The 22,705-nt window shown below is 59.3% G+C and carries 19 protein-coding genes; 6 read left to right on the top strand and 13 right to left on the bottom strand.

Translation table 11 applies throughout. The features are described 5' to 3' along the window. The first annotated feature begins 17 nt into the window (after nucleotides 1–17). Nucleotides 18–635: an SCO family protein gene (locus AB3X95_RS15270; protein ID WP_368621746.1), complete on the top strand. Its 618-nt coding sequence runs from the start codon at nucleotides 18–20 to the stop codon at nucleotides 633–635. Here AB3X95_RS15270 and cyoE read toward each other — a convergent pair. The 5 genes from cyoE to cyoA are packed head-to-tail and all read right to left on the bottom strand — an operon-like array spanning nucleotide 632 to nucleotide 5,408. After that, nucleotides 632–1,528: a heme o synthase gene (cyoE, locus tag AB3X95_RS15265; RefSeq protein WP_368621745.1), complete on the bottom strand. Its 897-nt coding sequence runs from the start codon at nucleotides 1,526–1,528 to the stop codon at nucleotides 632–634. The genes AB3X95_RS15270 and cyoE overlap by 4 nt on opposite strands. A gap of 36 nt (nucleotides 1,529–1,564) precedes the next feature. Beyond that, nucleotides 1,565–1,897, bottom strand: coding sequence for a cytochrome o ubiquinol oxidase subunit IV (cyoD, locus tag AB3X95_RS15260; RefSeq protein WP_176120364.1), 333 nt, complete (start codon nucleotides 1,895–1,897; stop codon nucleotides 1,565–1,567). A 2-nt stretch (nucleotides 1,898–1,899) separates the two neighbouring features. Beyond that, nucleotides 1,900–2,520 (bottom strand): cytochrome o ubiquinol oxidase subunit III, encoded by a 621-nt coding sequence (gene cyoC / locus AB3X95_RS15255; protein ID WP_176120363.1) that lies wholly within the window; start codon nucleotides 2,518–2,520, stop codon nucleotides 1,900–1,902. Next, entirely contained in the window at nucleotides 2,498–4,495 is a 1,998-nt protein-coding gene (gene cyoB, locus AB3X95_RS15250; RefSeq protein ID WP_368621827.1) for a cytochrome o ubiquinol oxidase subunit I, read from the bottom strand. The genes cyoC and cyoB overlap by 23 nt, the downstream gene beginning before the upstream one ends. 7 nt (nucleotides 4,496–4,502) lie before the next feature. Continuing rightward, on the bottom strand, nucleotides 4,503–5,408 hold the full coding sequence (gene cyoA / locus AB3X95_RS15245) for a ubiquinol oxidase subunit II (protein WP_368621744.1): 906 nt from the start codon (nucleotides 5,406–5,408) through the stop codon (nucleotides 4,503–4,505). A gap of 540 nt (nucleotides 5,409–5,948) precedes the next feature. On the opposite strand from cyoA, the gene AB3X95_RS15240 reads away from it, so the two are divergent. Continuing rightward, on the top strand, nucleotides 5,949–6,437 hold the full coding sequence (locus tag AB3X95_RS15240; RefSeq protein ID WP_309235090.1) for a hypothetical protein: 489 nt from the start codon (nucleotides 5,949–5,951) through the stop codon (nucleotides 6,435–6,437). Nucleotides 6,438–6,686: 249 nt separating this feature from the next. Here the strand turns inward: AB3X95_RS15240 and AB3X95_RS15235 are convergent, their stop codons facing one another. From AB3X95_RS15235 to AB3X95_RS15225, 3 genes are read right to left on the bottom strand one after another with little or no spacing between them, the layout of a single operon-like run. After that, nucleotides 6,687–7,376 (bottom strand): response regulator transcription factor, encoded by a 690-nt coding sequence (locus tag AB3X95_RS15235; RefSeq protein WP_176120360.1) that lies wholly within the window; start codon nucleotides 7,374–7,376, stop codon nucleotides 6,687–6,689. 31 nt (nucleotides 7,377–7,407) lie between these two features. Next, complete coding sequence (locus AB3X95_RS15230; protein ID WP_368621826.1) at nucleotides 7,408–7,779, bottom strand: response regulator; 372 nt, start codon at nucleotides 7,777–7,779, stop codon at nucleotides 7,408–7,410. Then, nucleotides 7,779–10,577: a PAS domain S-box protein gene (locus tag AB3X95_RS15225; RefSeq protein ID WP_368621743.1), complete on the bottom strand. Its 2,799-nt coding sequence runs from the start codon at nucleotides 10,575–10,577 to the stop codon at nucleotides 7,779–7,781. Before AB3X95_RS15225 ends, AB3X95_RS15230 begins: the two co-directional genes overlap by 1 nt. Nucleotides 10,578–11,247: 670 nt before the next feature. On the opposite strand from AB3X95_RS15225, the gene AB3X95_RS15220 reads away from it, so the two are divergent. Continuing rightward, nucleotides 11,248–13,059 carry a winged helix-turn-helix domain-containing tetratricopeptide repeat protein gene (locus AB3X95_RS15220; RefSeq protein WP_368621742.1) on the top strand — a complete coding sequence of 604 codons (1,812 nt, stop codon included), beginning with the start codon at nucleotides 11,248–11,250 and terminating at the stop codon, nucleotides 13,057–13,059. A 21-nt stretch (nucleotides 13,060–13,080) separates the two neighbouring features. On the opposite strand, the gene AB3X95_RS15215 is transcribed toward AB3X95_RS15220, so the two are convergent. The 3 genes from AB3X95_RS15215 to AB3X95_RS15205 form a co-directional block, all read right to left on the bottom strand. After that, nucleotides 13,081–13,830: a response regulator transcription factor gene (locus tag AB3X95_RS15215; protein ID WP_368621741.1), complete on the bottom strand. Its 750-nt coding sequence runs from the start codon at nucleotides 13,828–13,830 to the stop codon at nucleotides 13,081–13,083. Then, complete coding sequence (locus AB3X95_RS15210) at nucleotides 13,831–14,859, bottom strand: GlxA family transcriptional regulator (protein WP_368621740.1); 1,029 nt, start codon at nucleotides 14,857–14,859, stop codon at nucleotides 13,831–13,833. 263 nt (nucleotides 14,860–15,122) lie between these two features. Next, nucleotides 15,123–15,440 (bottom strand): hypothetical protein, encoded by a 318-nt coding sequence (locus tag AB3X95_RS15205; protein ID WP_176120355.1) that lies wholly within the window; start codon nucleotides 15,438–15,440, stop codon nucleotides 15,123–15,125. Nucleotides 15,441–15,981: 541 nt separating this feature from the next. Here AB3X95_RS15205 and AB3X95_RS15200 point away from each other — a divergent pair. Next, nucleotides 15,982–17,763, top strand: a complete 1,782-nt coding sequence (locus AB3X95_RS15200) for a winged helix-turn-helix domain-containing tetratricopeptide repeat protein (RefSeq protein ID WP_368621739.1) — start codon at nucleotides 15,982–15,984, stop codon at nucleotides 17,761–17,763. Nucleotides 17,764–18,028: 265 nt separating this feature from the next. Here the strand turns inward: AB3X95_RS15200 and AB3X95_RS15195 are convergent, their stop codons facing one another. Then, the gene (locus tag AB3X95_RS15195; RefSeq protein ID WP_309235089.1) at nucleotides 18,029–18,466 is read right to left on the bottom strand and encodes a hypothetical protein; all 438 of its coding nucleotides are present in this window, start codon (nucleotides 18,464–18,466) and stop codon (nucleotides 18,029–18,031) included. 457 nt (nucleotides 18,467–18,923) lie between these two features. After that, entirely contained in the window at nucleotides 18,924–19,259 is a 336-nt protein-coding gene (locus AB3X95_RS15190) for a DUF3331 domain-containing protein (protein WP_176120353.1), read from the bottom strand. A 914-nt stretch (nucleotides 19,260–20,173) separates the two neighbouring features. Here AB3X95_RS15190 and AB3X95_RS15185 point away from each other — a divergent pair. Further along, nucleotides 20,174–20,929 (top strand): gluconate 2-dehydrogenase subunit 3 family protein, encoded by a 756-nt coding sequence (locus AB3X95_RS15185; protein WP_176120443.1) that lies wholly within the window; start codon nucleotides 20,174–20,176, stop codon nucleotides 20,927–20,929. Beyond that, nucleotides 20,930–22,705, top strand: a complete 1,776-nt coding sequence (locus AB3X95_RS15180; RefSeq protein WP_368621738.1) for a GMC family oxidoreductase — start codon at nucleotides 20,930–20,932, stop codon at nucleotides 22,703–22,705.

Below are 22,705 nucleotides of genomic sequence, written 5' to 3'. Positions count from 1 at the left end.
TATCATGGAGTTTCAGCATGTCCGAGACCATGAAGCGCCGCCCGTCCCAAAGTGCTCCGTCACTACGTCGCCGCCGTCTGCTCGGTGCTGCGCTCCTGCTCGCTTTGGCGGCATGCGGCAAAAGAATCTCATCGAAGCTGCACGTTGTCGACCTGTCCTCGATGAAGCTGCCGGGGACGTTCCATCTGCGCGATACCAACGGCAATCCGCGAACGCTGGAGGACTTCCGGGGCAATGTGGTGTTGCTTCTCTTTGGATACACCCGGTGTCCAGACGTGTGTCCGGCGACTCTGGCTCGCGCGGCACAGACCAAGCGGCTGCTTGGAGATCAGGGTAACAGGCTGAAGGTGATCTTTATCACGGTCGATCCGGAGCGGGACACGCCGGCGATTCTGGAGGCCTACACTGCTGCGTTCGACCCGACGTTCATCGGACTATACGGAGACGCTCAGCAAACAGCTGAGGCCACCCGATCCTTTGGTGCGTATCGCCGCAGAGTCTCATCCGGCAACTCATATACGATGGAGCACTCGGCACTTGATTACATAATCGACACCACGGGCGTGGTGCGCTTTGCGCTGCAGTATGAGGAAAGTGCCGAGGACATCGCGAAAGACCTGAAACTTCTGCTTTAATTTCTCGCAAGCAGCGCGAGATTGGTCGGCGGTTGGGGCCGGGAACTGTCCACCGACATAGCAGCGCTCAATACGCTCACGATGATGATCGACGCAAAGAAGATCTTGCGTGCCCATCTGCCTTCGTTTGACGCGGTACATCCCGCAACGCACAGCCCGAACCAGTACAACCCCGCCACTAGCGCGGCGAGCATATAGATCTTGCCGGCATAGCCAAGGAAGCCGAGTGTCAGGGTGGCCGCCGTAAAGGCGACAATGTAGGCCAACATGTGGCGCTTCGCGGCCGCAAAGCCCCGGACAACCGGAAAAACGGGAATCGAAGCCGCGCGATAATCCTGGGCCCGGAAGATGGCGATCGCATACGAATGCGGCATCTGCCAGAGACTGAACATGACTAGCAATGTGACGGCGGCGGCGTCGAACCTGGTGCTCGCCGCACAGTATCCGGCCACTGGCGGCATCGCACCGGCAATGCTGCCGACCAGCGTTCCGTAAATCGAATTGCGCTTCATGTAAAGGCTATACAGCCCGACATACACGGCGTAGCCGACGAGTATCAGCGCGAGGGGCAGGACGCACCGCGTGCCCGCGTAGAGCACGTTCATGCCCGCGAGGACGAGTACGACGCCATACAGCAAGGCAAATGGCACTGATACGCTGCCGGTCACCATTGGGCGATTGCGTGTCCGGGCCATCAGGCCATCGATATCCCGGTCGATCACGTTGTTGACCACACACCCGGACGCGACGACCAGCATGACGCCGACGGCCACCAGAGCGCCCCGGAGCCAGTCGACGCTGTCGTGCGAACCCAGCAGAAAACCGCCCGTGACGGCGATAAGATTGCCGATTACGATGCCGGGCTTCGTCAGTTGCAGGTAAAGTCGATACATGGTCCGGGGTGTTCTTCGTCGGATGTGCGCGGTGGATCAGTGGATCATCATGTTGAAGTGCATGCTCCAGATGATCCAGACCGAGAGCGCCACGACAATGAACAGGATCACCAGCGTGAACACGAAGCTGATCAGGTTCCAGCCGCCCTCCGAGGAACGGCTCATGTGCAGGAAGTACACGAGGTGCGCCACGAGTTGCAGAACCGCGAATATCACCGCCACGAGAAGCGTCGTCGCACGAGGCAGCATCGGATGCATGACCAGCGCGAACGGGATGGCCGTCAGGACGATCGAGAGAATAAAGCCCGTGTTGTAGGAATTCGCGCTGCCGTGGGCTTGGCCGGCGCGGGTAGTCGCATCGCTTGCCATGGTCAGAATGCTCCGATGAGATAGATAATCGTGAACACGCAGATCCAGACCAGATCCAGAAAGTGCCAGAAAAGGCTCAGGCATGAGAGGCGTGTCACATTGGTGGGTGTCAGTCCTTTGATCGCCACCTGATGCAGGAGCACCGCCATCCAGAGCAGGCCGGACGCGACATGCAGTCCATGCGTGCCGACGAGCGTGAAGAAGCCAGACAGAAACCCGCTGCGCTGCGGTCCGAAGCCTCGCGAAACTAGGTGATGGAACTCGTGTATTTCCATGCCGATGAAGACGGCGCCCAGAATGAAGGTCAGGGTCAGCCATCGGAGCACGGTGTCCTGATCGCGGCGGTGCACGGCAAGCATCGCGTAGCCGCAGGTGATGCTGGAGAGCAGCAACACGAACGTCTCGGCCAGCACGTACGGTAGCTCGAAGATGTCCTTCGGGCCGGGGCCACCTGCAAACGCGCCGCTCAATACGGCGTACGACGCGAACAGCGAACCGAACAGGATGCAGTCGGACATCAGGTAGATCCACATGCCCAGCACCTTGCGCGAGCCTGTGTCGTGGCCATCATGCGCGTGCGCATCCTCAGTCCCGGTTGTTTCAATCAGTGTTTGCGTAGACATGGTTCAGATCTCGTTTCATGAGAGCAACGGGTGCTTTTTCGATCCGTGCGATTTCGTCGGCCAGAACGTAATAGTCGATATCGTCGTTATAAGAGCGGACGATCACCGTCGCGATTGTGGCAACGAAGCTGGACCCCACCAGCCACCAGATGTGCCAGATCAGCGCGAAGCACAGCAGCAGGATGAATACACCGAGGACGAACGGCACGCCGGTGCTGCGCGGCATATGAATCGGCTCGTACTTCTTCGGGCGCGGCGGAAGTCCGCGTTTCTTCACTGCGTAGAATGCGTCGACGGCATCCACGCGCGGAACCACGGCGAAGTTGTAGAACGGCGGCGGCGACGACGTCGACCACTCCAGCGTGCGCGCATCCCACGGATCGCCTGTGACGTCGAGATTCTGCTTGCGCTCGCGGATACTAACGAGAATCTGCGCGATCAGCAGACCAATCCCCGCAAGGATGAAGACCGCGCCCACCCACGCGACCTGGAGATACGGCGTCCAGGCGGGGTTGTCGTAGTGATTCAGGCGCCGGGTCATGCCCATGAAGCCGAGCATGTAAAGCGGCATGAACGCGAGATAGAAGCCAATCACCCAGCACCAGAACGAATATTTGCCGAGACGCTCGTTAAGCTTGAAGCCGAAGACCTTTGGGAACCAGTAGTTCAAGCCGGCGAAATAGCCAAACAACCCGCCTGCGATGACCGTATTGTGGAAGTGGGCGACGAGAAACAGGCTGTTGTGAAGCAGGAAGTCAGCCCCCGGAATGGCGAGCAAAACGCCGGTCATGCCGCCGATCGTGAACGTTACGAGGAACGCCAGCGTCCAGAGCATAGGCGTCGTGAACTCGACGCGCCCGCGGTATATCGTGAACAACCACGTGAAGATCTTCACGCCAGTCGGAACCGCGATGATCATCGTCATAATGCCGAAGAAGCTGTTCACGTCCGCGCCCGAACCCATCGTGAAGAAGTGGTGCAGCCAGACGAGGAACGACAGGATACCGATTGCCAGCGTCGCGCCCACCATCGACTTGTAGCCGAACAGCTTCTTTCGGGCGAACGTCGAGGTAACCTCGGAAAATATTCCGAATGACGGGAGAACGAGGATGTAAACCTCTGGGTGCCCCCACGCCCATACGAGGTTCACGTACATCGTCGGATTACCGCCGAACTCGTTCGTATAAAAATGGAAGCCCAGGTAGCGATCAAGCGCCAGCGCAGCCAGCGCAACGGTCAGGATCGGGAAGGCGGCAATGATGATTACGCTCGTGACGAACACCGTCCACGTGAAGATCGGCATCTTCATCAGCGTCATGCCCGGCGCGCGCATCCGGAGAATGGTCACGAAGAGGTTAACGCCCGTCAACAGCGTTCCGAGACCCGATGCCTGCAGCGACCATATGTAGTAATCCACCCCCACGCCGGGACTGAACTTTATGTCCGACAATGGTGGATAGGCGACCCAGCCTGTCTGCGCGAATTCGCCGACGCCGAGCGACAGCATGACGAGCACGACACCCACGACGAACAGCCAGAAGCTGAAGGCGTTCAGGTATGGGTACGCCATGTCGCGAGCCCCGATCTGAAGCGGCACGACGATGTTCATCAGGCCCACGACGAACGGCGTCGCCGCGAAGAAGATCATGATCACGCCGTGCGCCGTGAAGATCTGGTCATAGTGATGCGGCGGCAGGTAGCCCAAGTGCCCGGGACCGGCGAGCGCAAGCTGTGTTCTCATCATGATGGCGTCGGCGAAGCCACGGATCAGCATCACGATCGCCACAAAGATGTACATGATGCCAATGCGCTTGTGGTCGACCGAGGTGATCCAGTCGTTCCAGAGCACCGTCCATTTTCTGAAGTAGGTGATCGCGCCCAGAACCGCCACGCCCCCGAGCACGATGCCCGCCAGGGTGACCGCAATGATGGGCTCGTGCAGCGGCACGTCCGCCCATGTCAATTTGCCGAACATGGATGTGTTACTCCTCTCTTTTCGACGAAGCGCTGAGCTCGAGAGCAGCATGCGCCGCGGCGTCTTCTCCCGGGCCAACGTATTGGTCGATCACCGCCTTAAAAAGGCCCGGCTGAACCTGCGAGAATTGCACGATCGCAGTACCCTGGCTGGGCCTTGCCACTTTCTGGAAGGTGTTGAAATCGAGCCTGTTAGGCGACGTCTGGACCTGCTTCACCCAGTGCTGGAAGTCAGCCTCGCTGGTGGCGGTCGCAATGAACTTCATGTCGGAGAAACCGGGTCCATTGAAATTGCCCGACATGCCACGAAATTTCCCCTCCTCGTTTGCCATGAGGTGCAACTGGGTCCGCATGCCTGCCATCGCATAGATCTGGCCGCCGAGCTGGGGAATGAAGAACGTCCCCATTGTTGAGTTGGAGGTGATGCTGAACGTCACCTCGCGATGTGCGGGAAATACCAGTTGATTGATCGTGGCGATTCCCAGCTCTGGATAGATGAAGATCCACTTCCAGTCGGTTGCGATGACCTCGACGTTGATGGGCTGGCCGGGCACGTCGAGCGACCGGTACGGATCCAGCTCGTGTGTCGATTTCCACACGATGATTGCCAGTGTGACGATGATCAGGATCGGGATACCCCACACCACAACTTCGATCCGCGTTGAATGCGCCCACTCGGGCATATACGTGGCGTTGTGATTCGACGACCGGTACTGCCCCGCAAAGACAAAGGTCAGCACGATGGCCGGCAAGACCACGATCAGCATCAACCCAATGCACAGGATGATGAGGTCGCGCTCCTGAAGGCCGACACTGCCCTTCGTGTTGAACAGGACCCAGCTGCAGCCACCGAGGCTTGACAGCCCTGCGATTATTGCAGTTGGACGAAGAACTTTCCGGCAGATTTCTCTCATACAGGCACCTTGCTCTATGGCCGCTCTGAAAGCGGCAGGGAAAGGGTTGAAGGAAGAGGAACTTCATTCGATGGAGCCCTCGATGTACCTGCTCGTCCTACCGAATCATCGAGCCGCCTTGTCACCGCGATTACGCCTCGAGTCGTCCTGATAGTCGCCTTCCAGAGAAGATTAGGTGCAAAGCGGTGCGCAACTCAATTGCACAATGGTGTAGGAACATCGCCGCATCGACGCGAGTGAATCTCTTTCCACTCCTCACCTAAAGTGTCATTGCGGCCACATTGGGCATGGCCTAAATTCGTTCAGAGGCCAACGCTTCAAACGCAGGTCTGCCGCACGCCCACGCATGACACCCCCTAGTCGGCGAAAGATTCCTCGTAAATGCACGCGATATGTATATGCACCGTGCAGTGCCGCTAGAGTCGTGGCAGCAGAACTATCAACCTTTAACCGCAACGCCCGCTTAGTGCGTTGAACGTGACTTTTCTTCATGGCGGGTGCGCCATGAGGACACGTGTCCCGCTCAGAGGAGGATTTCTCGTGCATCCCAAGAAAGCAGCCGACATGATCGACCCGATGGACTACAAGGACGTCTTATCCGAACGTATTCCCAAAGAACCCGTCGAGTTAGCGAAAAAATGGGACCGGCTTTTCAGCGCATCTGTCATCGCGGTATGCGTCTGGGCAGTGATTGAGACACCTTTGGAGCTTGGTGGCGCGCTTGATCCAACCGCGCTGCTTGCCTTGGTGGCGTCGAAGGTACTGCTCGGCCTCACTGGCACGGCTGCCGTAGCCAACCTGCGCTTTGCCCGTCAGTTCTTTACGTTCATCTGTGGCGTGGGCGTATTCGCCTTGGCACCAGCGCTACCCCTTGAGTACACGCGCTACGTCGCGATTGCAATCTTCTCGACAATTGAGTGCATTGCCAAAGCAGCGTGCGTTGCATCATTCGCCATCGCGTCGTTGGCGGGAGACAGCGTTGGCGTTCACTTGAGCGTAAGAAAACGCACCACCAACGAGCAAACATGAGCTTGTGAGCCGGATTGTATCGGCCAAATCAGAGCGCCAGGCGGCCAGCGCCGACCCTTTGTGGGTCAGACGCAAGGCGCTTACGTGCAATCGCTCATACGAACGCGGCGCAGCATCGGTGCTCAACACCCCCGGATCGATGCTCGATTCGTCGCTAGCCGATCGGGAGAAGCGGGAGCTGGCGCGCACACGGCTTCCCGGCGCATGGTCAGGTCGCTCGCGTAGTCTTCCGGCGATTTGCCCACCGCTTTACGCGACTTTTTGCAGCGCGGCGTTGGGCGCGCGGTCATGATGAAGTCTTCGCGCCATGTTGATCAGTTCGGCGAGCGTCCGTGCGTTCATCTTTCGCATGACCTGCCTGCGGTGCATCTTGACAGTGATCTCGGCGATGCCCATCTCGGCTCCCACCTGCTTGTTAAGGAGCCCGGTCACGACCAACGCCATGACCTCGCGCTCGCGCCCACTGAGTGAGGCGTGGCGATCCCGGATCGACTGCATCTCGGCTTCCTCGCTCAATGCCACGCGGCTGCGCCCGATGGCGTGCCGAATAGCATCGAGCATGACCTGGTCGTCAAAGGGTTTGGTGAAAAATTCAAGCGCTCCGGCTTTCATGGCCTGCACCGTCATCGGCACGTCGCCGTAGCCGGTGATGAAGATGATCGGTGTGTCGGTACGCTCGGCGGCAATGAGATTCTGAAGGTCGAGGCCACTGAGATCGGGAAGCATGACGTCCAACACCAGACAACTCGGGACCCTGACGCGTGGACGTTCGAGAAAGTCCCGTGCGCACGCGTACGTCTCCGCCCTAAGACCAGCAAAGTGGATCATGGCTTCGAGCGCCTCACGTACCGAGACATCGTCGTCGACGACGAAGACGACCGGCATGGCTTGCGCCAGCGAGAGTTCCGATTCACGTTCGACTACATATGCTGGTGTCATTGAGAACTCCATTCTTAGGCACCTGGATGAATCATTTGGCGTAGAGCGCGGCCCGGATCGCCCCGAGTAGAGCGGTATCGCTGAATGGCTTGAAGAGACATTCAACGGCGCCCTTTTCTAACACGCGTGAGCGGAGGGCTTCGTCGCCATGCGCCGTGATGAAGATGATCGGAACGGTTTGTTGGCGCTGCTGCAGTTCGCGCTGCAGATCACAGCCGGACATACCGGGCATGCACATATCGAGGATCAGGCAGCGCGCCTCGCCAACACAGCTGGAGGCCAGGAACGCCTCCGCCGAAGAAAAGGTGCGCGACGCGAAGCCGAACTCACGCAACAGGTCAGGTAGAGATTCGCGTACCGACTCGTCGTCGTCGACCACCGCGATAAGCGAGCGTTCGACCATCACGGGTCACTCACGATCTGCTCTATGCCCGAGCGCAGCTGCAGGCCCATGTCGGCAGAACCGTCCGCGGCCGCCATGGGTTCGGCTCGACACGGGATCGAGAATGAAAAGGTGGCACCAAAGCGCTCGTTCGAGGTGGCCCACAAGCGACCACCGTGGCGCTCGATTATGCAGCGGCTTACGGACAGCCCGATGCCCATCCCTTCCCTCTTGGTCGTAAAAAACGCGTCGAAGAGCTTGCTCGCATCCTGCGGGTCGATGCCCACGCCGGAATCAGTCACAGCGAGTCGCACGTGGTCACCATCGTCGCGCTCTATCCTGACCAGCATCTGCCGTGGGCGGTCATCGATGTTATTCATCGCCTCCACCGCGTTGAGAAGAAGGTTCAGCACCACCTGCTGGAGCTGGACCCTGTCGCCTGTGGCCGGCGGCAGGTTGTCGGCCGTCTCCAGTCGTAGCACGATCCGCTTCTTGCGAAGCTCTGCGCGCAGCAGTTCGATGACGTCGTTCGCGGCTTCGACGAGATCGACGGCATCCGTCGCTACCGCCCTCTTCCCGAATAGCGCGCGCAGACGTGTCATCATCTCCGAGGCACGCTGTCCGTCCCGGATCGTGCGCTTCATGGTCCCGAGCGCGCCCTCGACATTCGGTGGCTGTGCGCTCAGCATGCGCAAGCCTGTGTTGGCGTTGGTCATGATGCCGGCCAGCGGCTGGTTGATCTCGTGCGCAATCGAGGCGGTCAGCGCTCCCAGGCTGTTGACCCTGCTTGCGTGCGCCAATTCGGCGCGCAGGCCGTAGAGCGCTTCTTCGGACTCGCGGCGTTCGGTGACATCATGTACGGCGCCGATGTAGTCCAGCCGGCCCTGCGCGTTACGCGTGGCGTGAGCCTGTATGCGCACATACCTGACCGAGCCGTCGGACAGCAGCAGGCGGTGCTCGAACTCCAGGTGCTGGCCGTCTTTCGCCCGCTTGATCATTTCCTGCAGTACATGAAGGTCGCCAGGGTGGACTCGCGCGGCGATCGTGTCCAGCGTGATCCTCACACTTGGCTCGAAGCCGAAGATCCGATAGAGCTGTTCCGACCAGGTGAATGAACCAGTCTCTGGGCGCCAACTGAAGCTTCCGCTCAAGGTGAGCTGCTCCACTTTGGCCATCAACGCCGCGCTCTTGCGCAACTGCTCCTCCGCCTGCTTGCGTGCCGTGATGTCACGTGTGACGCCCAGCTGCACGATCGCGCCGTCGCTGTCGTGCATCGGCGCGGCATGGGTTTCGAGGTGCCGGCGCTCGCAGTGTAGCGAGATTAAGTCGAACTCCAGGACGCCATCGCTTCCCGAGCAAATGTTTCTATTGAACTCGACATACCGCGCGCGATGTTCAGGAGCGACGAAATCGAAGTAACACGCTCCAATTAGACCTTCCGCACGCACAGCTCCCAAAGCGCGGCGTCCAGCCGAATTGACCCACAATATTGTTCCGTCGTTTGCGAGGACCGTCACGCTTTCCGGTGTCGTGTCCACGATCGCACGGAAACGCTCCTCGCTTCGCTTCAGTGCGAGTTCGCTCCGTGCACGCTCGATCGCGATACTCGCGAGGTGTGTAAGCCGTCCTGTGAGATCGGTTTGAAACGGAGTGGGGATTCCAGGCTCCGACCGGAATATCGCGAATGTTCCCAGCACTTCGTTTGTACGCGACAGAATCGGCGTCGCCCAACACGCGCGCAGACCGTGCGCGAGAGTCAGGTCGCGCCATGCCCGTGGCCAGCGTGACTCGGACGCGATATCTGATACGACTATCTGCTCGCTGCGGGACGCTGCTAATCCGCAGGGTCCCATGTCCAGGTGGATGCGGCTGCCACTCGAAGGATAGGTGTAGGTCAAGGCGAGGCCTGGCGCATTCACCCGCTGGAATATCATTTCGCCGGGATCGATCAATGCAATGCTGCAGAAGCAGTCGCTCGCGATCTGTTCGACCAGCCGGCATAAGTCATCGAGAACCGTGTGCAAAGGCAGCCCCATGGCGACCATTTCGAGCAGGCGCTTCTCGCCCGCAAGCAATGCCTCGGCCCGCTTACGGTCGTCGATGTCCGTCTGCAAGAAGTACCAGAGAGCGATTCGCCCCCCCTCATCCCGTAGCGGAAAGCCTTGTACGCGGAACCATCGATAAACGCCGTCGAAGCGACGATGGCGCGACTCAAAATCGTATGGCTCGCCGGTTTTGATCGACGCATAAAATCTGGCAATAGTCGCGTGTCGATCATCCGGGTGGGTAAGATCTCTGCTAGTCCACTGCTTCAGCTCGTCAACCGTCGCGCCTGAATAGTTGAGCGTATGGCGGTTGGCGTGGAACACCTCCCCCTCCGGCGTAAAAAGAATCACACGCGTAGGCAGCCCATCCACGATTAGCCGAAAGCGCGCTTCGTGTGCGCGCAGGGAAGCTTCGGCTAGCTTACGGTCCTCGATATCCGTATTGATCCCACACCACTTCACGATCTTGCCTGCAGCGTCGACGACCGGACTGACGCGGCACAGAAACCAGCGATACGTGCCGTCGAAGCGACGCATTCGCGCTTCTGCCTCGCCCCGCATGCCAGAAGCAACGACGGCTTTCCAAGCTTCAAGCAGCGCGCGCCGGTCTTCGGGGTGGAATGCCGAATGCCAACCCTCGCCGCACGCGTGCTCTGCGGAAAGCCCCGTATATTCGCACCAGCGGTGATTGACGAATTCAATGCGGCCGTCCGGCACTGCGGTCCATACCAGGCCTGGAAGCGCATCCACAGTATGACTAAGTTCATTTTCCATCGCGGTTCTTCTCTGCAGGCGCGCTACCAGCGCGAACTTTTCCAATCTGCGCCCGTGACGGCGCGCGGTGCGTCTGACTGTCATCGATTTCCCGCAGCCAAACCGGGTGGGAGCCGGCCCAAGCATCCAGAATTTCGGCGCGCAATATGACGGCGTGGCGGGCCTCGGTCGGCACCAACAGCCGGGTCGGCGTTCTGCGTACTGGTGCTGCGCTTCTGGATCTTCCCCGAAGAGGTGCGCACGCCTCTAGCTCGAAGAAATATTAAGTGTTCCATTCAGAATAAATCGTTCCGATGGAAACATTGTTAGTGGGAAGCTGCCCGGAAGTCGTGAGGAGACGGTGATGTCGAGGTGGGTTTTTGGTGAGGACGGCTTTCGGCGATCGGAGCCCCCGCTGGCGTAACTCGAATCCAATGCGCGTGGATCTCGCCGTCGATCCCGCACTTGAGGTATTTGCCGACGACGATCATCTCGTACCGCGCGACGCGGCTCGCAACTCCGAACGCGTTCGACATCGCGTAGTATCCGGCTCGCCTTTGACGATTTCAATGGAGTCTTGACGGTGTTTGTCGACATTCGCTATACAGCGCCTCGACGTAGGGGATACTCGTGCGGACGGTATTCAGCAAAGCTATAATCGTGACAACAGACCGGCCGTTGGAGAGACCCGATGGACGACCTCCGAGTGGGGAACTGGATGGTCACCCCCAGCCTCAACAGCATCTCTTCTCTGGGCAGGACCACTCGCGTCGAGCCGAAGGTAATGGAAGTCCTGGTGTGCCTGGCCCAGCACCCAGGAGACACGGTTTCCAAAGAGCAGCTTTTTCAAGCCGTGTGGCCCAGGACCGTGGTGACCGAGGATGTATTGAAGCGCTGCATCGCCGAGTTGCGTCGCGCCTTTGACGACGATGCCCGCGATCCACGCGTCATCGAGACCATTTCGAAACGAGGCTACCGGCTGGTCGCACCCGTAACCGCAGGCAGCGCCACGCCAGCCCCCACCGAGAGTGTGGTAAACGATTCCATCGCGGTGCTGCCGTTCGTCAACATGAGCGCAGATCCGGAGCACGAATACTTCGCCGACGGAATCACTGAAGAAATCATCGACGCGTTAGCCCAGATCCAGGAGCTTCACGTCGTGGCACGAAGTTCCGCCTTCTCGTTCAAGGGTAAACACATCGACCTGCGCATTGTTGGCAAGCAACTTAACGTGCGCACCGTTCTTGAGGGAAGTGTGCGCAGAGCGGATAATCGTCTGCGTATCACGGCACAGCTCGTGTCTGCGGTAGACGGATATCATCTCTGGTCGGAGCACTATGACCGTGAGATGAAGGATGTGTTCGCAATCCAGGAGGAGATTGCCCAGGCGATCGTGCAGCGGTTGAAGATCACGTTCCCGTGGGGTAGGAAAAACCTGGTGAAACCTGGAACCCCGAATCTCGAGGCCTACGAGTCCTACCTGAAAGGTCACGCTCTGCTCTACAAGAGGGGGCCCGCTATTTCCCGCGCCCTCGCCTGTTGCCAGCGAGCAGTGGATCTCGATCCAGGCTATGCATTGGCGTGGGCCGATCTTGCCGATTGCTACTCGATGCTTTGCTTCTACGGGTTTGCGGCTCCTCAGGCTTTCATGCCAAAGGCCATAGAGGCCGCTCGACACGCGGTGGCACTGGATTCATCGCTCGCCGAAGCACACTGCGTCCTGGCTCTCACCTCCCTGCTCTGGGCCTGGAACACGGCGGAAGCCGAGCGTGAGTTTCTTTGCGCACTACAGCTGAACCCGAAGTACATCTCTGCACTCGGATGGTACGGAAGCGCTTATCTCCAGTTCTCGGAAGGGCGGCTGGCGGAGGGAATGGAGCAAGCGAGGTTAGCACTGGCAGCGGACCCGCTATCGGCCTACGCACACGCCTTATACGCACTGACTTGTACTGTCGCAGGCAAAACCGGGGAAGGTGTGGATGTCAGCCGGCGCGCTATCCAACTCGATCCGGAGAGCTTCCTTGCTAACTGGGTGCTGCAGATGGCACTGCTGGTGAATGGTCAGTTCGAAGCGTCCATCGCGGCGGGAGAATCGGCATTGGCGATGTCCGGTCGGCACCCTTGGTCCATGGCCTGGCTTGCCGTGGCCCTCGCAAGTTTGGGTAAAGCCACTGAGGCCGACGCGGTTTACGCGGAAATGCAGGCCCGAGCGCGTCGCGAATATGTTACGCCGACGTCACTCGCTATCGCGGCTTGCGCGGCGGCGAGGGAAGATGAGGCGATTTGCTATGCCCGCGAAGCGTACGAAATCCGCGACACCAATTTATTTTACTTTTCCCGATATTTTCCTTTGTCATATCGGTTGTATCGGTATCCGACGTTTTGCGAAATCATTGCAAAGATGGGGCGCAGTGATTGGTTGCACGACCAACCACCGCTGACGGTTACGCAGGAGCCACGCAGCACAATTTTGCGCGCTGCTCCACCTGACAAGGCTCTTTAGATGGTCATGCAACTGGCTGCTCTACTCAAATAACGGACTTGCTGCCACGGCGCAATGCCCCCCATCGCTCACGAAGCTGCGTTGCAGCACCGCCCGTGGCTCGCATTCAGGATGAAGTCTCCACTCCATGCTTATCAGATCGGCGAGCGAGCGGGCGCTCATCTTTCGCATGACGTGCCTGCGGTGCATCTTCACAGTGATTTCGCAGATGCCCAATTGGCCCCCCACCTGCTTGTTCAGAAGGCCGGTCACCACCAACGCCATCACTTCGCGCTCGCGTTGACCGAGCGCGGCGTAGCGATCCTGGATCGCCAGCAAGTCGGCCTCCTCGCGCATTGCCGCACGGCTGCGCTCGATAGCCTGGCGAATGACATCGAGCAGGACATGGTCGTCAAAGGGCTTGGTGAGAATATCAAACGCCCCGGCTTTCATGGCCCACACCGCCGTGCGCACCTCGTCGTAGCCGGTCATGAAGATGATCGGCATGTCGGTACGCTCGGTTGCAATCAGTTTCTGCAGGTCGAGGCCGCCGAGTTCGGGAAGACTGACGTCCAGCACCAGGCAGTTCGGGACCATCGGGCGCGGGCGCCCAAGAAAGTCCTGCGCGCAAGCAAACATCTCAGGAATGAGGCCGGCAGAGCGGACCATTGCTTCGAGTGACTCACGCACCGAAACGTCATCGTCGACGACAAATACCATCGGCGTGTCGTGCGGCGCCGACGATTCCGATTCACGTTCAACTGCGTGGCAGGGTGTCATAACAAGCTCCATTCACAGGCACCTGGATGAATCATTCGAACTTGCAATCCGATGCGGTCGCGTAGCATCGACCGGTTGAATCCGCGAGGTACCTCGGACTCCCATGCGCGCGTCGCGTCGGACCGTCTGAGGCGGAATGCCAACCCCGCGCATGAAAACGTCGCGCATATGCTCGCAGTCGCGAAACCCGGCCTCTCTGGCGATAACATCAAGCGGATGCCGGCTCTGTTCGATCATCAGCCGCGCTACCTCCAGTCGAAGTCTTTCAATAGCCTTGGCCGGAGACGCTCCCGTTTCGAGCGTAAACACACGGCTGAACTGGCGCGGACTCAGGTGAGCGATTTCGGCCAACTCATCTACCGTCAGCGAACGCCTCAGATTCTGGCGCGCATAGTTCAGGGCATTCTGGATCCGATCGGATTTCGGTGCGAGGTTCAGCATTTCTGAATGCTGCGACTGGCCGCCCGCCCGCCGCTGAGGCATGACAAGCCTATGCGCCACTGCACGGGCCGTTTCCACACCCAGATCCTTTTCCACCATCGCGAGTGCCAGGTCAAGGCCAGCCGTCATGCCCGCGGACGTCCAGATCGGACCATCGACAATGTAGATCTGGTCTTCCTCGACGTGAATATCCGGAAAACGTTCCTGCATTGCGCGCCCGTACGCCCAATGCGTCGTGGCGCGCCGCTGCGCCAGCAAGCCTGCTTCCGCGAGCACGAATCCGCCGGTGCAGATCGCGCCTATGCGCCTCGAGCTGATGTTCGCTTCGCCCAGGAACGCAACTATAGTGTCAGGAGGCGGAGAACTGAGCGGATCAATGACCCCGCCAACGATCCACGTGTCCACGTCAACGTGCCCATGCAATGATCGTGTGCTCACTGTCAGGCCAAGTGACGAACGCACTTCTCCGCCTACTGCGGAAAAGTTTTCAAGCGCGTAGAACGGTTCATCCGCCACGATGTTTGCCCACTCGAACACCGACTGGGTCGCGAGATCCATGATCTGAAAACCCTCACTGATCAGAAAGCCAATCCGGCACATGTTCGCTCTCCATCACGTCAGTTGACGCTCTGTCGGCGCTCGTCCGGCCTCCGACATTTATCGGAAATCGCAGTTTTCTGACTCGCTCCGCCTCATGAAATTCAGTCATCTCCGCGGTACACTTTGCACAACAGACGACCGTCATATTCGAGCAATAGTTCACGCGCTTCTTGGCGTCCTCCTTCAACTCGCAGCATTCATCGCAGCGAGTCAAGGCACGGACCTGCAACGGTCGTGAGCGCCACCGTTCGAGAGCGTTCATGTCAGCAGCCTTCACGTTGATCTCGGGTGCCGGCGGCGATGATGTTCATCGCCATCTTCCGTAGTTCAATCGACGCCGGATCATCTCGGCGTAGTTCAAGCAAATCTCTTGCGTACATGCTCATCATGATCCTTTCGATAAATATGAGGCTACGGTCAACAGTCCGGTCTTGATCATCCCGCCGCGTCCACACCATCTCCTTCAAAAATATGGTTGCGACGGGAGCATTATTGGTGTGGATGTGCCCGAAAGTCGTGAGAAGACGGTAATGTCGCCGTGGAATTTTGGTGAGGACGGTACCATCGTTCGATGGAATCATTCGCCAGCCTTTGACGTGCGCACCTCTTCCGGGAACTGCTCGAAGCGCAGCACGCGCTCGAGGGATGCCCGCTCGCCGCACCCCGACCAGCCCGCTGGCGGCAACCGAGGCGCTCTATGCCGGCGTATTGCTCGCCGAAATCCGGGATGCCAAGGCTGCCTCGCATCCGGATCCGGCTGCTGGCAACCGATGACTTTCAGACGCGTCGCGCTGCAACAGGGGCGCAGATTCCTCTGCGACAACCTGAAGATCAGTGCCCAGCTCGCCAGGGAGCTATGCAAGCGCGTCTCCGTAGCCGCGCATCAGCGCATCGGGAGATGCGCACGGGGAGATCCAGGCGCCTTGCAAGCACGCATTCAAACACCGCTTTAGGGTGTGTGCGCCGGTCTAATCGACCAGCGTGAATTGCATTGCAACAACCGCGACAGACGCGCTCCACGGCGAGATCGCCCTACAGCTCCTCTGCGTCCGCGAATGCCCGTGCGAACGGTATTCAGCAAAGCTATAATTCTGACAACCGACCGGCTGGAGGAGAGACCCGATGGACGACCTCCGAGTGGGGAACTGGGTGGTGACCCCGAGCCTCAACAGCATCTCTTCCCTGGGCAGGACCACTCGCCTCGAGCCCAAAGTAATGGAAGTCCTGGTGTGCCTGGCCCAGCACCCAGGCGACACGGTTTCCAAAGAGCAGCTTTTTCAAGCCGTCTGGCCCAGGACCGTGGTGACCGAGGATGTATTGAAGCGCTGCATCGCCGAGTTGCGTCGCGCCTTTGACGACGATGCCCGCGATCCACGCGTCATCGAGACCATTTCGAAACGAGGCTACCGGCTGGTCGCACCCGTAACCGCAGGCAGCGCCACGCCAGCCCCCACCGAGAGTGTGATAAACGATTCCATCGCGGTACTGCCGTTCGTCAACATGAGCGCAGATCCGGAGCACGAATACTTCGCCGACGGAATCACTGAAGAAATCATCGACGCGTTAGCCCAGATCCAGGAGCTTCACGTCGTGGCACGAAGCTCGGCCTTCTCGTTCAAGGGTAAGCACATCGACCTGCGCATTGTTGGCGAGCAACTGAACGTGCGCACCGTTCTCGAGGGGAGCGTGCGCAGAGCGGATAATCGGCTGCGGATCACGGCACAACTCGTGTCTGCGGTAGACGGATATCATCTCTGGTCGGAGCACTATGACCGTGAGCTAAAAGATGTGTTCGCAATTCAGGAGGAGATTGCGCAAGCGATCGTGCAGCGGTTGAAGATCTCGTTCCCGTGGGGTACGAAGAACCTGGTTAGCCCTCGAACCCCGAATCTCGAGGCCTACGAGTCCTACCTGAAGGGTCACGCTCTGCTCTACAAAAGGGGGCCCGCTATTACCCGTGCCCTCGCCTGTTGCCAGCGAGCAGTGGATCTCGATCCAGACTATGCATTGGCGTGGGCCGGTCTTGCCGATAGCTACACGACCCTTTGCTGGTACGGGTTTGTAGATCCTCGGTCTTTCATGCCAAAGGGCATAGAGGCCGCTCGACACGCAGTGGCACTGGATTCATCGCTTGCCGAAGCACACTGCGCCCTGGCTCTCGCCGCCCTGATCGGGGCCTGGAACACGGCGGAAGCCGAGCGTGAGTTTCTTTGCGCACTACAGCTGAATCCGAAGTACATCCCGGCACTCTGCTGGTACGGAATTCTTTATCTCCAGTACTCGGAAGGGCGGCTGGCGGAGGGAATGGAGCAAGCGAGGTTAGCACTGACAGCGGACCCGCTATCGGCCTACGCGCACGCCATATACGCTCTGACTTGTATTGTCGCAGGCAAGACCGGGGAAGGTATGGAGGTCAGCCGGCGCGCCGTCCAACTCGATCCCGAGAGCTGGCTTGCTAATGGAGTGCTGCAGGCGGCACTGCTGGTGAACGGTCAGTTCGAAGCGTCCGTCGCGGCGGGAGAAGCGACATTGGCGATGTCCGGCCGGCACCCTTGGCCTATGGCCTGGCTTGTCGTGGCCCTCGCAGAATGGGGCAAAGCCACTGAGGCCGACGCGGTTTACGGCGAAATGCAGGCCCGAGTGCGTCGTGAATATGTTACGCCGACGGTACTCTCTATCGCGGCTTGCGCGGTGGCGAGGGAGGATGAGGCGATTCGCTACGCCCGCGAAGCCTACGAAATCCGCGACCCCAATTACCTGCAATTATCCAGATACTTTCCCATGGCGTCCCGCTTGTATCGCTATCCGCGGTTTTGCGAAATCATCGCACAGATGGGGCGCAGCGAATGGTTGCAAGATCGACCGCCACTGACGGCTAGCCAGGAGCCACGTGCACAGGAATGAATTTAGGCTGCGCATGGCTGCCTGCACCACTACAGCAGATGTCATCTCTACGGACAAGCCGAATGTATTTGCCGTCTCTGCCAGTACGCGACGCGCTCGGCTGTCGTGGGCTGGAGCCTATCGAGAGGCGCTCAGCAGCGCCAGTGACTACTGCGCACGACGCGGCACGGCATGCAGGCCAGCACGAAACTCGATCTCATACGCAGCGGACATGAACTGGAAAAGCGGAGAACAGAGTTGGCCTTCGAGTGCCGTCGAAGTCAAGCTATTTCTCACAAACGACGGCCGACATGACAAGCGGCATGACCTCTCTCACTGTCGCCGGGCTTCCAGCTTCACTGATGCGATTGTTGACCACATCTTTCCCGGCCATCACGACGACCCCATAGACCTGGTGGGGCACGTCAGCTCCGCCTCGCCTCTGAATGAACATGTCGTCGTTATGGGCGTAGCCAAAAACAGCCCGCACCCTGAATCCAAAAGCGGTGAAGTTCTGATTCGGTCTCACCCGATAGACGTTGACCGCATTGTCCGACACTCTCATCGGTAGCGGATCGATCTCCTTTCCTTCGACCAACTGTTCAATGAATGTATGCGGACCAGCTCGGCAATCGAAGTTTGCACCGATCTCGTGTGCGTGTATTACCCTCGATACGATGGTTGTTCCGATGGCTGCGCATCGAATGAAATGAGAGACTTTCACGGATACCTACCTTTGGAAGACCGGTTCATTTATTCAGTAGTCCCATCGGCGCACGATCGCGGTTGCGCCGCGAGATCCGCTCACGCGGCGCTTTGTCGGACGTGGCTGGATAGGACACGCTGCGTTTTTGTATCTGCGCGCTGAGGAAGGGAACACCAGACCAAATCAAGGGCATCTCTTCATGCAGAAGATCAAGAACGTCCGTACCTTTTCACAAGGCCGTTCGCTCTTCGGCTTTCGCCTATTCGAGGCTTGAGAGGATCTCCTGGCGCTGGCGCAGATAACGCTCGCCTACAGCCGACACTGCGCGCTGCCTCACTGCTAATCATCTCTTGACTCTCCTGATCGTTCATTTTCAAAACGAAGATTAACCGTTAGCCGGTACGCGTTTCAATTGCACTATGGTATAGCCCAAGTTCACGTCGGACAAAATCAGAGCGCCAATGTAGCCTTCTCGCTACGGCCGGTGAGTCATTCGCCGGAGGTCGCGCGTCCACTGATATTCTCGGGATGCCAAGTCGAATAGCCCAAACGCCTCCACAGATATCATCGCAGACGCGTTCGCCCGAGCAGGGCGTTCGGCGGGACTAAACACGGCATCACCGCGGCGGATTGCACGTTGCGACACAACGCACACACCGGGGGCCCTCGCAAAACGACGACGCCAGCGCTGCTCGCCATAGTGGCATCGCCCTGGCTCCACCCACCGGATGATGAGAGTATTTTCAAACTGTTCAAGAACTTCGATCTGGACACGCGCCACTTCTACTTCAGAGCACTCTCTCGTCATCATTTGCTACTCCTGAAATCGAGCCCGTTTCAATCATTCGCGTATCCACATGTTCGAGACACTTCATCCAATTCACCCTGGAACGGCGAATCATGTGTTCGATGCTGTGAGTGAACAGCGCGACATGACAGCAACTCTAGGATGCAAGCGGTGTGGCGGTCCACTGCACAATGGCTTACCTGCATCTATGTGTCGATGGGAAGTAGCGTCATGTCATATCTAACCCAAAGTGTATTTGCGTCTTCGCGTGGCCTACTCTAGATTGGCTCGTAGGCGGAAAGCCTTCTTGTGGATTTCAGGAAAGCGGCTGACCTGCTCAACCCGAGAGACTAATTTTCTTTAAAGCCATTGACGCGGCGGCGTTGAGTGTCTCCCCGCTTGGTGGCCTGGATCTCCTCGGCCAGCTCGTCATGCACATACCACCGAGATTCGTGGGCAACCTGGTGCCGCAATGGGTATCGTCTCTGTTGCTTCCGGACATTCGGATTGGGTTCGAGGTCGTGCTCATCGGCGCACCGCTGATTGTGACCGCGATCTAACCCTCGTTGCTATCGCTTCCTGATTACCGGAGCAATCGGTGGTCTGCTTCACCAATTGGTGAACTTGAACATCGAGCGTTTACACACCATCGGAGAATGGTATGTCTTGAAATCTCCGATTATCCTTTTGTCTAAGACATCCTAAATGAGTGAGGAAAAGAACAGAAGAGTTTACGAATTGAACACCTCCGAGCGTCTCAGGCAACGCAGGCGCCTGTCGTTAATACTCGTTCCAGGTGTGAGGACGTATGCGGCAGCGAACGCAACATGCATCCACGCGCACGATGCAGCGCCACACGTTGAGCATTTCACGGAGTTCATATGAGCCAGTCTCCGCTTGCCGCCTCAGTCGAAACAGGCCGCGCAGTTTTGATACGGATTTCAACCATGTCAGACTCTCCTCTCACGTCACGCCGCGGCTTCCTGCGCACGGCGGCAGTACTCGTTCCTGCAGGAGCACTTGCCGGCTGCGAACGCGGCTCGCGAGCTTCCCCCGGTACTGCGCAGCAAGGCGGCCAGCCTTCCGAGTCCGCGGGCGTGGCGCATCAAGTCCACGGAGACTACAAGCCCCGCTTTTTCGACGCCCGTGAGTGGGCGTTCCTGCAAGCGGCCGTGGACCGCATGATTCCCGCGGATTCCGAAGGCCCTGGCGCGCTCGAAGCAGGCGTGCCCGAATTCATCGACCGGCAGATGGATACGCCTTACGCGCACGGCGCGCTCTGGTACATGCAGGGGCCATTCCCGCAAGGCGTGCCCGAACTCGGCTATCAGTTGAAGCTCGTGCCGCGCGACATCTACCGGCTCGGCATCAAGGCCGTGAACGTGTACTGCTCGAAGGCCTACGGCAAGGACTTCGACGCGCTCGACGCCAATACGCGCGACAGCGTGCTCACGGCGCTCGAAGCGGGCAAGGTCGACCTGGACGGCGTGCCCGCCTCCGTGTTCTTCGGCCAGTTGCTGCAGAACACGCGCGAAGGCTACTTCTGCGACCCGATCCACGGCGGCAACCGCGACATGGCCGCGTGGAAGATGATCGGCTTCCCCGGCGCGCGCGCCGACTTCATGGATTTCGTGAACCAGAACGGCAAGCCGTATCCGTACGGCCCGGTTTCGATCAACGGGGAGCGTGCGTAAATGACCCAGAAGAAACCGCATGTCGACGCCGTGGTGGTCGGCTTCGGCTGGACCGGCGCGATCCTCGCAAAGGAACTGACCGAAGCGGGCCTGAAGGTGGTGGCGCTGGAGCGCGGCGAGTACCGCGACACCTACCCGGACGGCGCATACCCCAACACAATCGACGAGCTCACGCACAACGTCCGCAAGAAGCTCTTCCTGGATCTTTCAAAGACGACGGTCTCGATCCGCCACGGCGTGAACGACACGGCGCTGCCCTACCGCCAGCTTGCGGCGTTCCTGCCCGGCGAAGGCGTGGGCGGCGCGGGCCTGCACTGGTCAGGCGTGCATTTCCGCATCACGCCGGAAGAGCTGCGCATGAAGAGCCACTATGAGGAGCGCTACGGCAAGAAGTTTATCCCCGCAGGCATGACGATCCAGGACTACGGCGTGAGCTACGACGAACTGGAACCGCACTTCGACTTCGCCGAGAAGGTGTTCGGCACCTCGGGCCAGGCCTACAGGGTGCAGGGCAACGTGGTCGGCGACGGCAATGTGTTCGAGGCGGCGCGCAGCGACAACTTTCCGTTGCCCGCGCAATTGAACACGTATTCCGCGCAGCGCTTTTACGACGCAGCGAAAGCGCTCGGCCTGCATCCCTACCGGCTGCCCTCGGCCAACACCTCGGGCCCCTACACCAACCCCTATGGCGTGCAGATGGGCCCATGCAACTTCTGTGGCTACTGCAGCGGCTACGCGTGCTACATGTACTCAAAGGCCTCGCCGAACCTCAACATCCTGCCCGCGCTCAAGCAGGAGAAGCATTTCGAGCTCCGCTCAAAGTGCCACGTGCTGCGCGTCGAGCTCGACGACACGAAAGAACGCGCCACGGGCGTCACTTACGTCGATCCCGCGGGCCAGGAAGTGTTCCAGCCTGCCGATCTCGTGATCGTCGCCGCGTTCCAGTATCACAACGTGCACCTCCTGCTGCTCTCGGGCATCGGCAAGCCCTATGACCCGATTTCGGGGGAAGGCGTGGTGGGCCGCAACTTCGCATACCAGAACCTCTCGACCATCACGGCTTTCTTCGACAAGGACACGTGGACGAATCCGTTCATCGGCGCGGGCGGCAACGGCGTGGCCGTGGACGACTTCAACGCCGACAACTTCGACCACGGGCCGCTCGGCTTCGTCGGCGGCTCGCCGCTCTGGGTGAACCAGGCGGGCGTGAAGCCGATCAGCGGCATCGCCACACCCGCGGGCACGCCGAACTGGGGCGCCGGGTGGAAGAAGGCCGTGAAGGACCACTATGCGCACACCATTTCGATGGACGCGCACGGCTCCAATATGTCGTACCGCGACGTGTACCTCGACCTCGATCCGACCTATCGCGACTCGTACGGTCAGCCGCTCTTGCGCATGACCTTCGACTGGAAGGACAACGACATCAAGATGGCGCGGTACGTGACGGGCCAGATGCAGAAGATCGCCGAGGCGATGGGTCCGAAGGCCATCAACGTCTACACGCGCGAATTCGGCGCGCACTTCGACTCGCGCCGCTACCAGACCACTCACCTCGTGGGCGGCGCCGTGATGGGCACCGATCCGAAGACGAGCGTCATCAACCGCTATCTGCAATGCTGGGACGTGCCCAATGTGTTCGTGATGGGCGCATCCGCGTTCCCGCAGGGGATCGGCTACAACCCCACCGGCCTCGTCGCCGCTCTCGCCTACTGGTCCGCGAAAGCGATTCGCAGCCAATATCTGAAGAACCCCGGCCCCTTGGTGAGCGTGTGA

The sequence above is a fragment of the Paraburkholderia sp. BR13444 genome, assembly GCF_040948755.1.
Taxonomy (GTDB): domain Bacteria; phylum Pseudomonadota; class Gammaproteobacteria; order Burkholderiales; family Burkholderiaceae; genus Paraburkholderia; species Paraburkholderia youngii.
This window is presented reverse-complemented; position numbering and strand designations above follow the sequence as displayed.

Bases quoted from the DNA above. Each gene is read 5' to 3' on its own strand.
- AB3X95_RS15270 (WP_368621746.1), top strand. From the start codon at position 18: ATGTCCGAGACCATGAAGCGCCGCCCGTCCCAAAGTGCTCCGTCACTA.
- cyoE (WP_368621745.1), bottom strand. From the start codon at position 1,528: ATGTATCGACTTTACCTGCAACTGACGAAGCCCGGCATCGTAATCGGC.
- cyoD (WP_176120364.1), bottom strand. From the start codon at position 1,897: ATGGCAAGCGATGCGACTACCCGCGCCGGCCAAGCCCACGGCAGCGCG.
- cyoC (WP_176120363.1), bottom strand. From the start codon at position 2,520: ATGTCTACGCAAACACTGATTGAAACAACCGGGACTGAGGATGCGCAC.
- cyoB (WP_368621827.1), bottom strand. From the start codon at position 4,495: ATGTTCGGCAAATTGACATGGGCGGACGTGCCGCTGCACGAGCCCATC.
- cyoA (WP_368621744.1), bottom strand. From the start codon at position 5,408: ATGAGAGAAATCTGCCGGAAAGTTCTTCGTCCAACTGCAATAATCGCA.
- AB3X95_RS15235 (WP_176120360.1), bottom strand. From the start codon at position 7,376: ATGACACCAGCATATGTAGTCGAACGTGAATCGGAACTCTCGCTGGCG.
- AB3X95_RS15230 (WP_368621826.1), bottom strand. From the start codon at position 7,779: ATGGTCGAACGCTCGCTTATCGCGGTGGTCGACGACGACGAGTCGGTA.
- AB3X95_RS15225 (WP_368621743.1), bottom strand. From the start codon at position 10,577: ATGGAAAATGAACTTAGTCATACTGTGGATGCGCTTCCAGGCCTGGTA.
- AB3X95_RS15220 (WP_368621742.1), top strand. From the start codon at position 11,248: ATGGACGACCTCCGAGTGGGGAACTGGATGGTCACCCCCAGCCTCAAC.
- AB3X95_RS15215 (WP_368621741.1), bottom strand. From the start codon at position 13,830: ATGGAGCTTGTTATGACACCCTGCCACGCAGTTGAACGTGAATCGGAA.
- AB3X95_RS15210 (WP_368621740.1), bottom strand. From the start codon at position 14,859: ATGTGCCGGATTGGCTTTCTGATCAGTGAGGGTTTTCAGATCATGGAT.
- AB3X95_RS15205 (WP_176120355.1), bottom strand. From the start codon at position 15,440: ATGATTCCATCGAACGATGGTACCGTCCTCACCAAAATTCCACGGCGA.
- AB3X95_RS15200 (WP_368621739.1), top strand. From the start codon at position 15,982: ATGGACGACCTCCGAGTGGGGAACTGGGTGGTGACCCCGAGCCTCAAC.
- AB3X95_RS15190 (WP_176120353.1), bottom strand. From the start codon at position 19,259: ATGATGACGAGAGAGTGCTCTGAAGTAGAAGTGGCGCGTGTCCAGATC.
- AB3X95_RS15180 (WP_368621738.1), top strand. From the start codon at position 20,930: ATGACCCAGAAGAAACCGCATGTCGACGCCGTGGTGGTCGGCTTCGGC.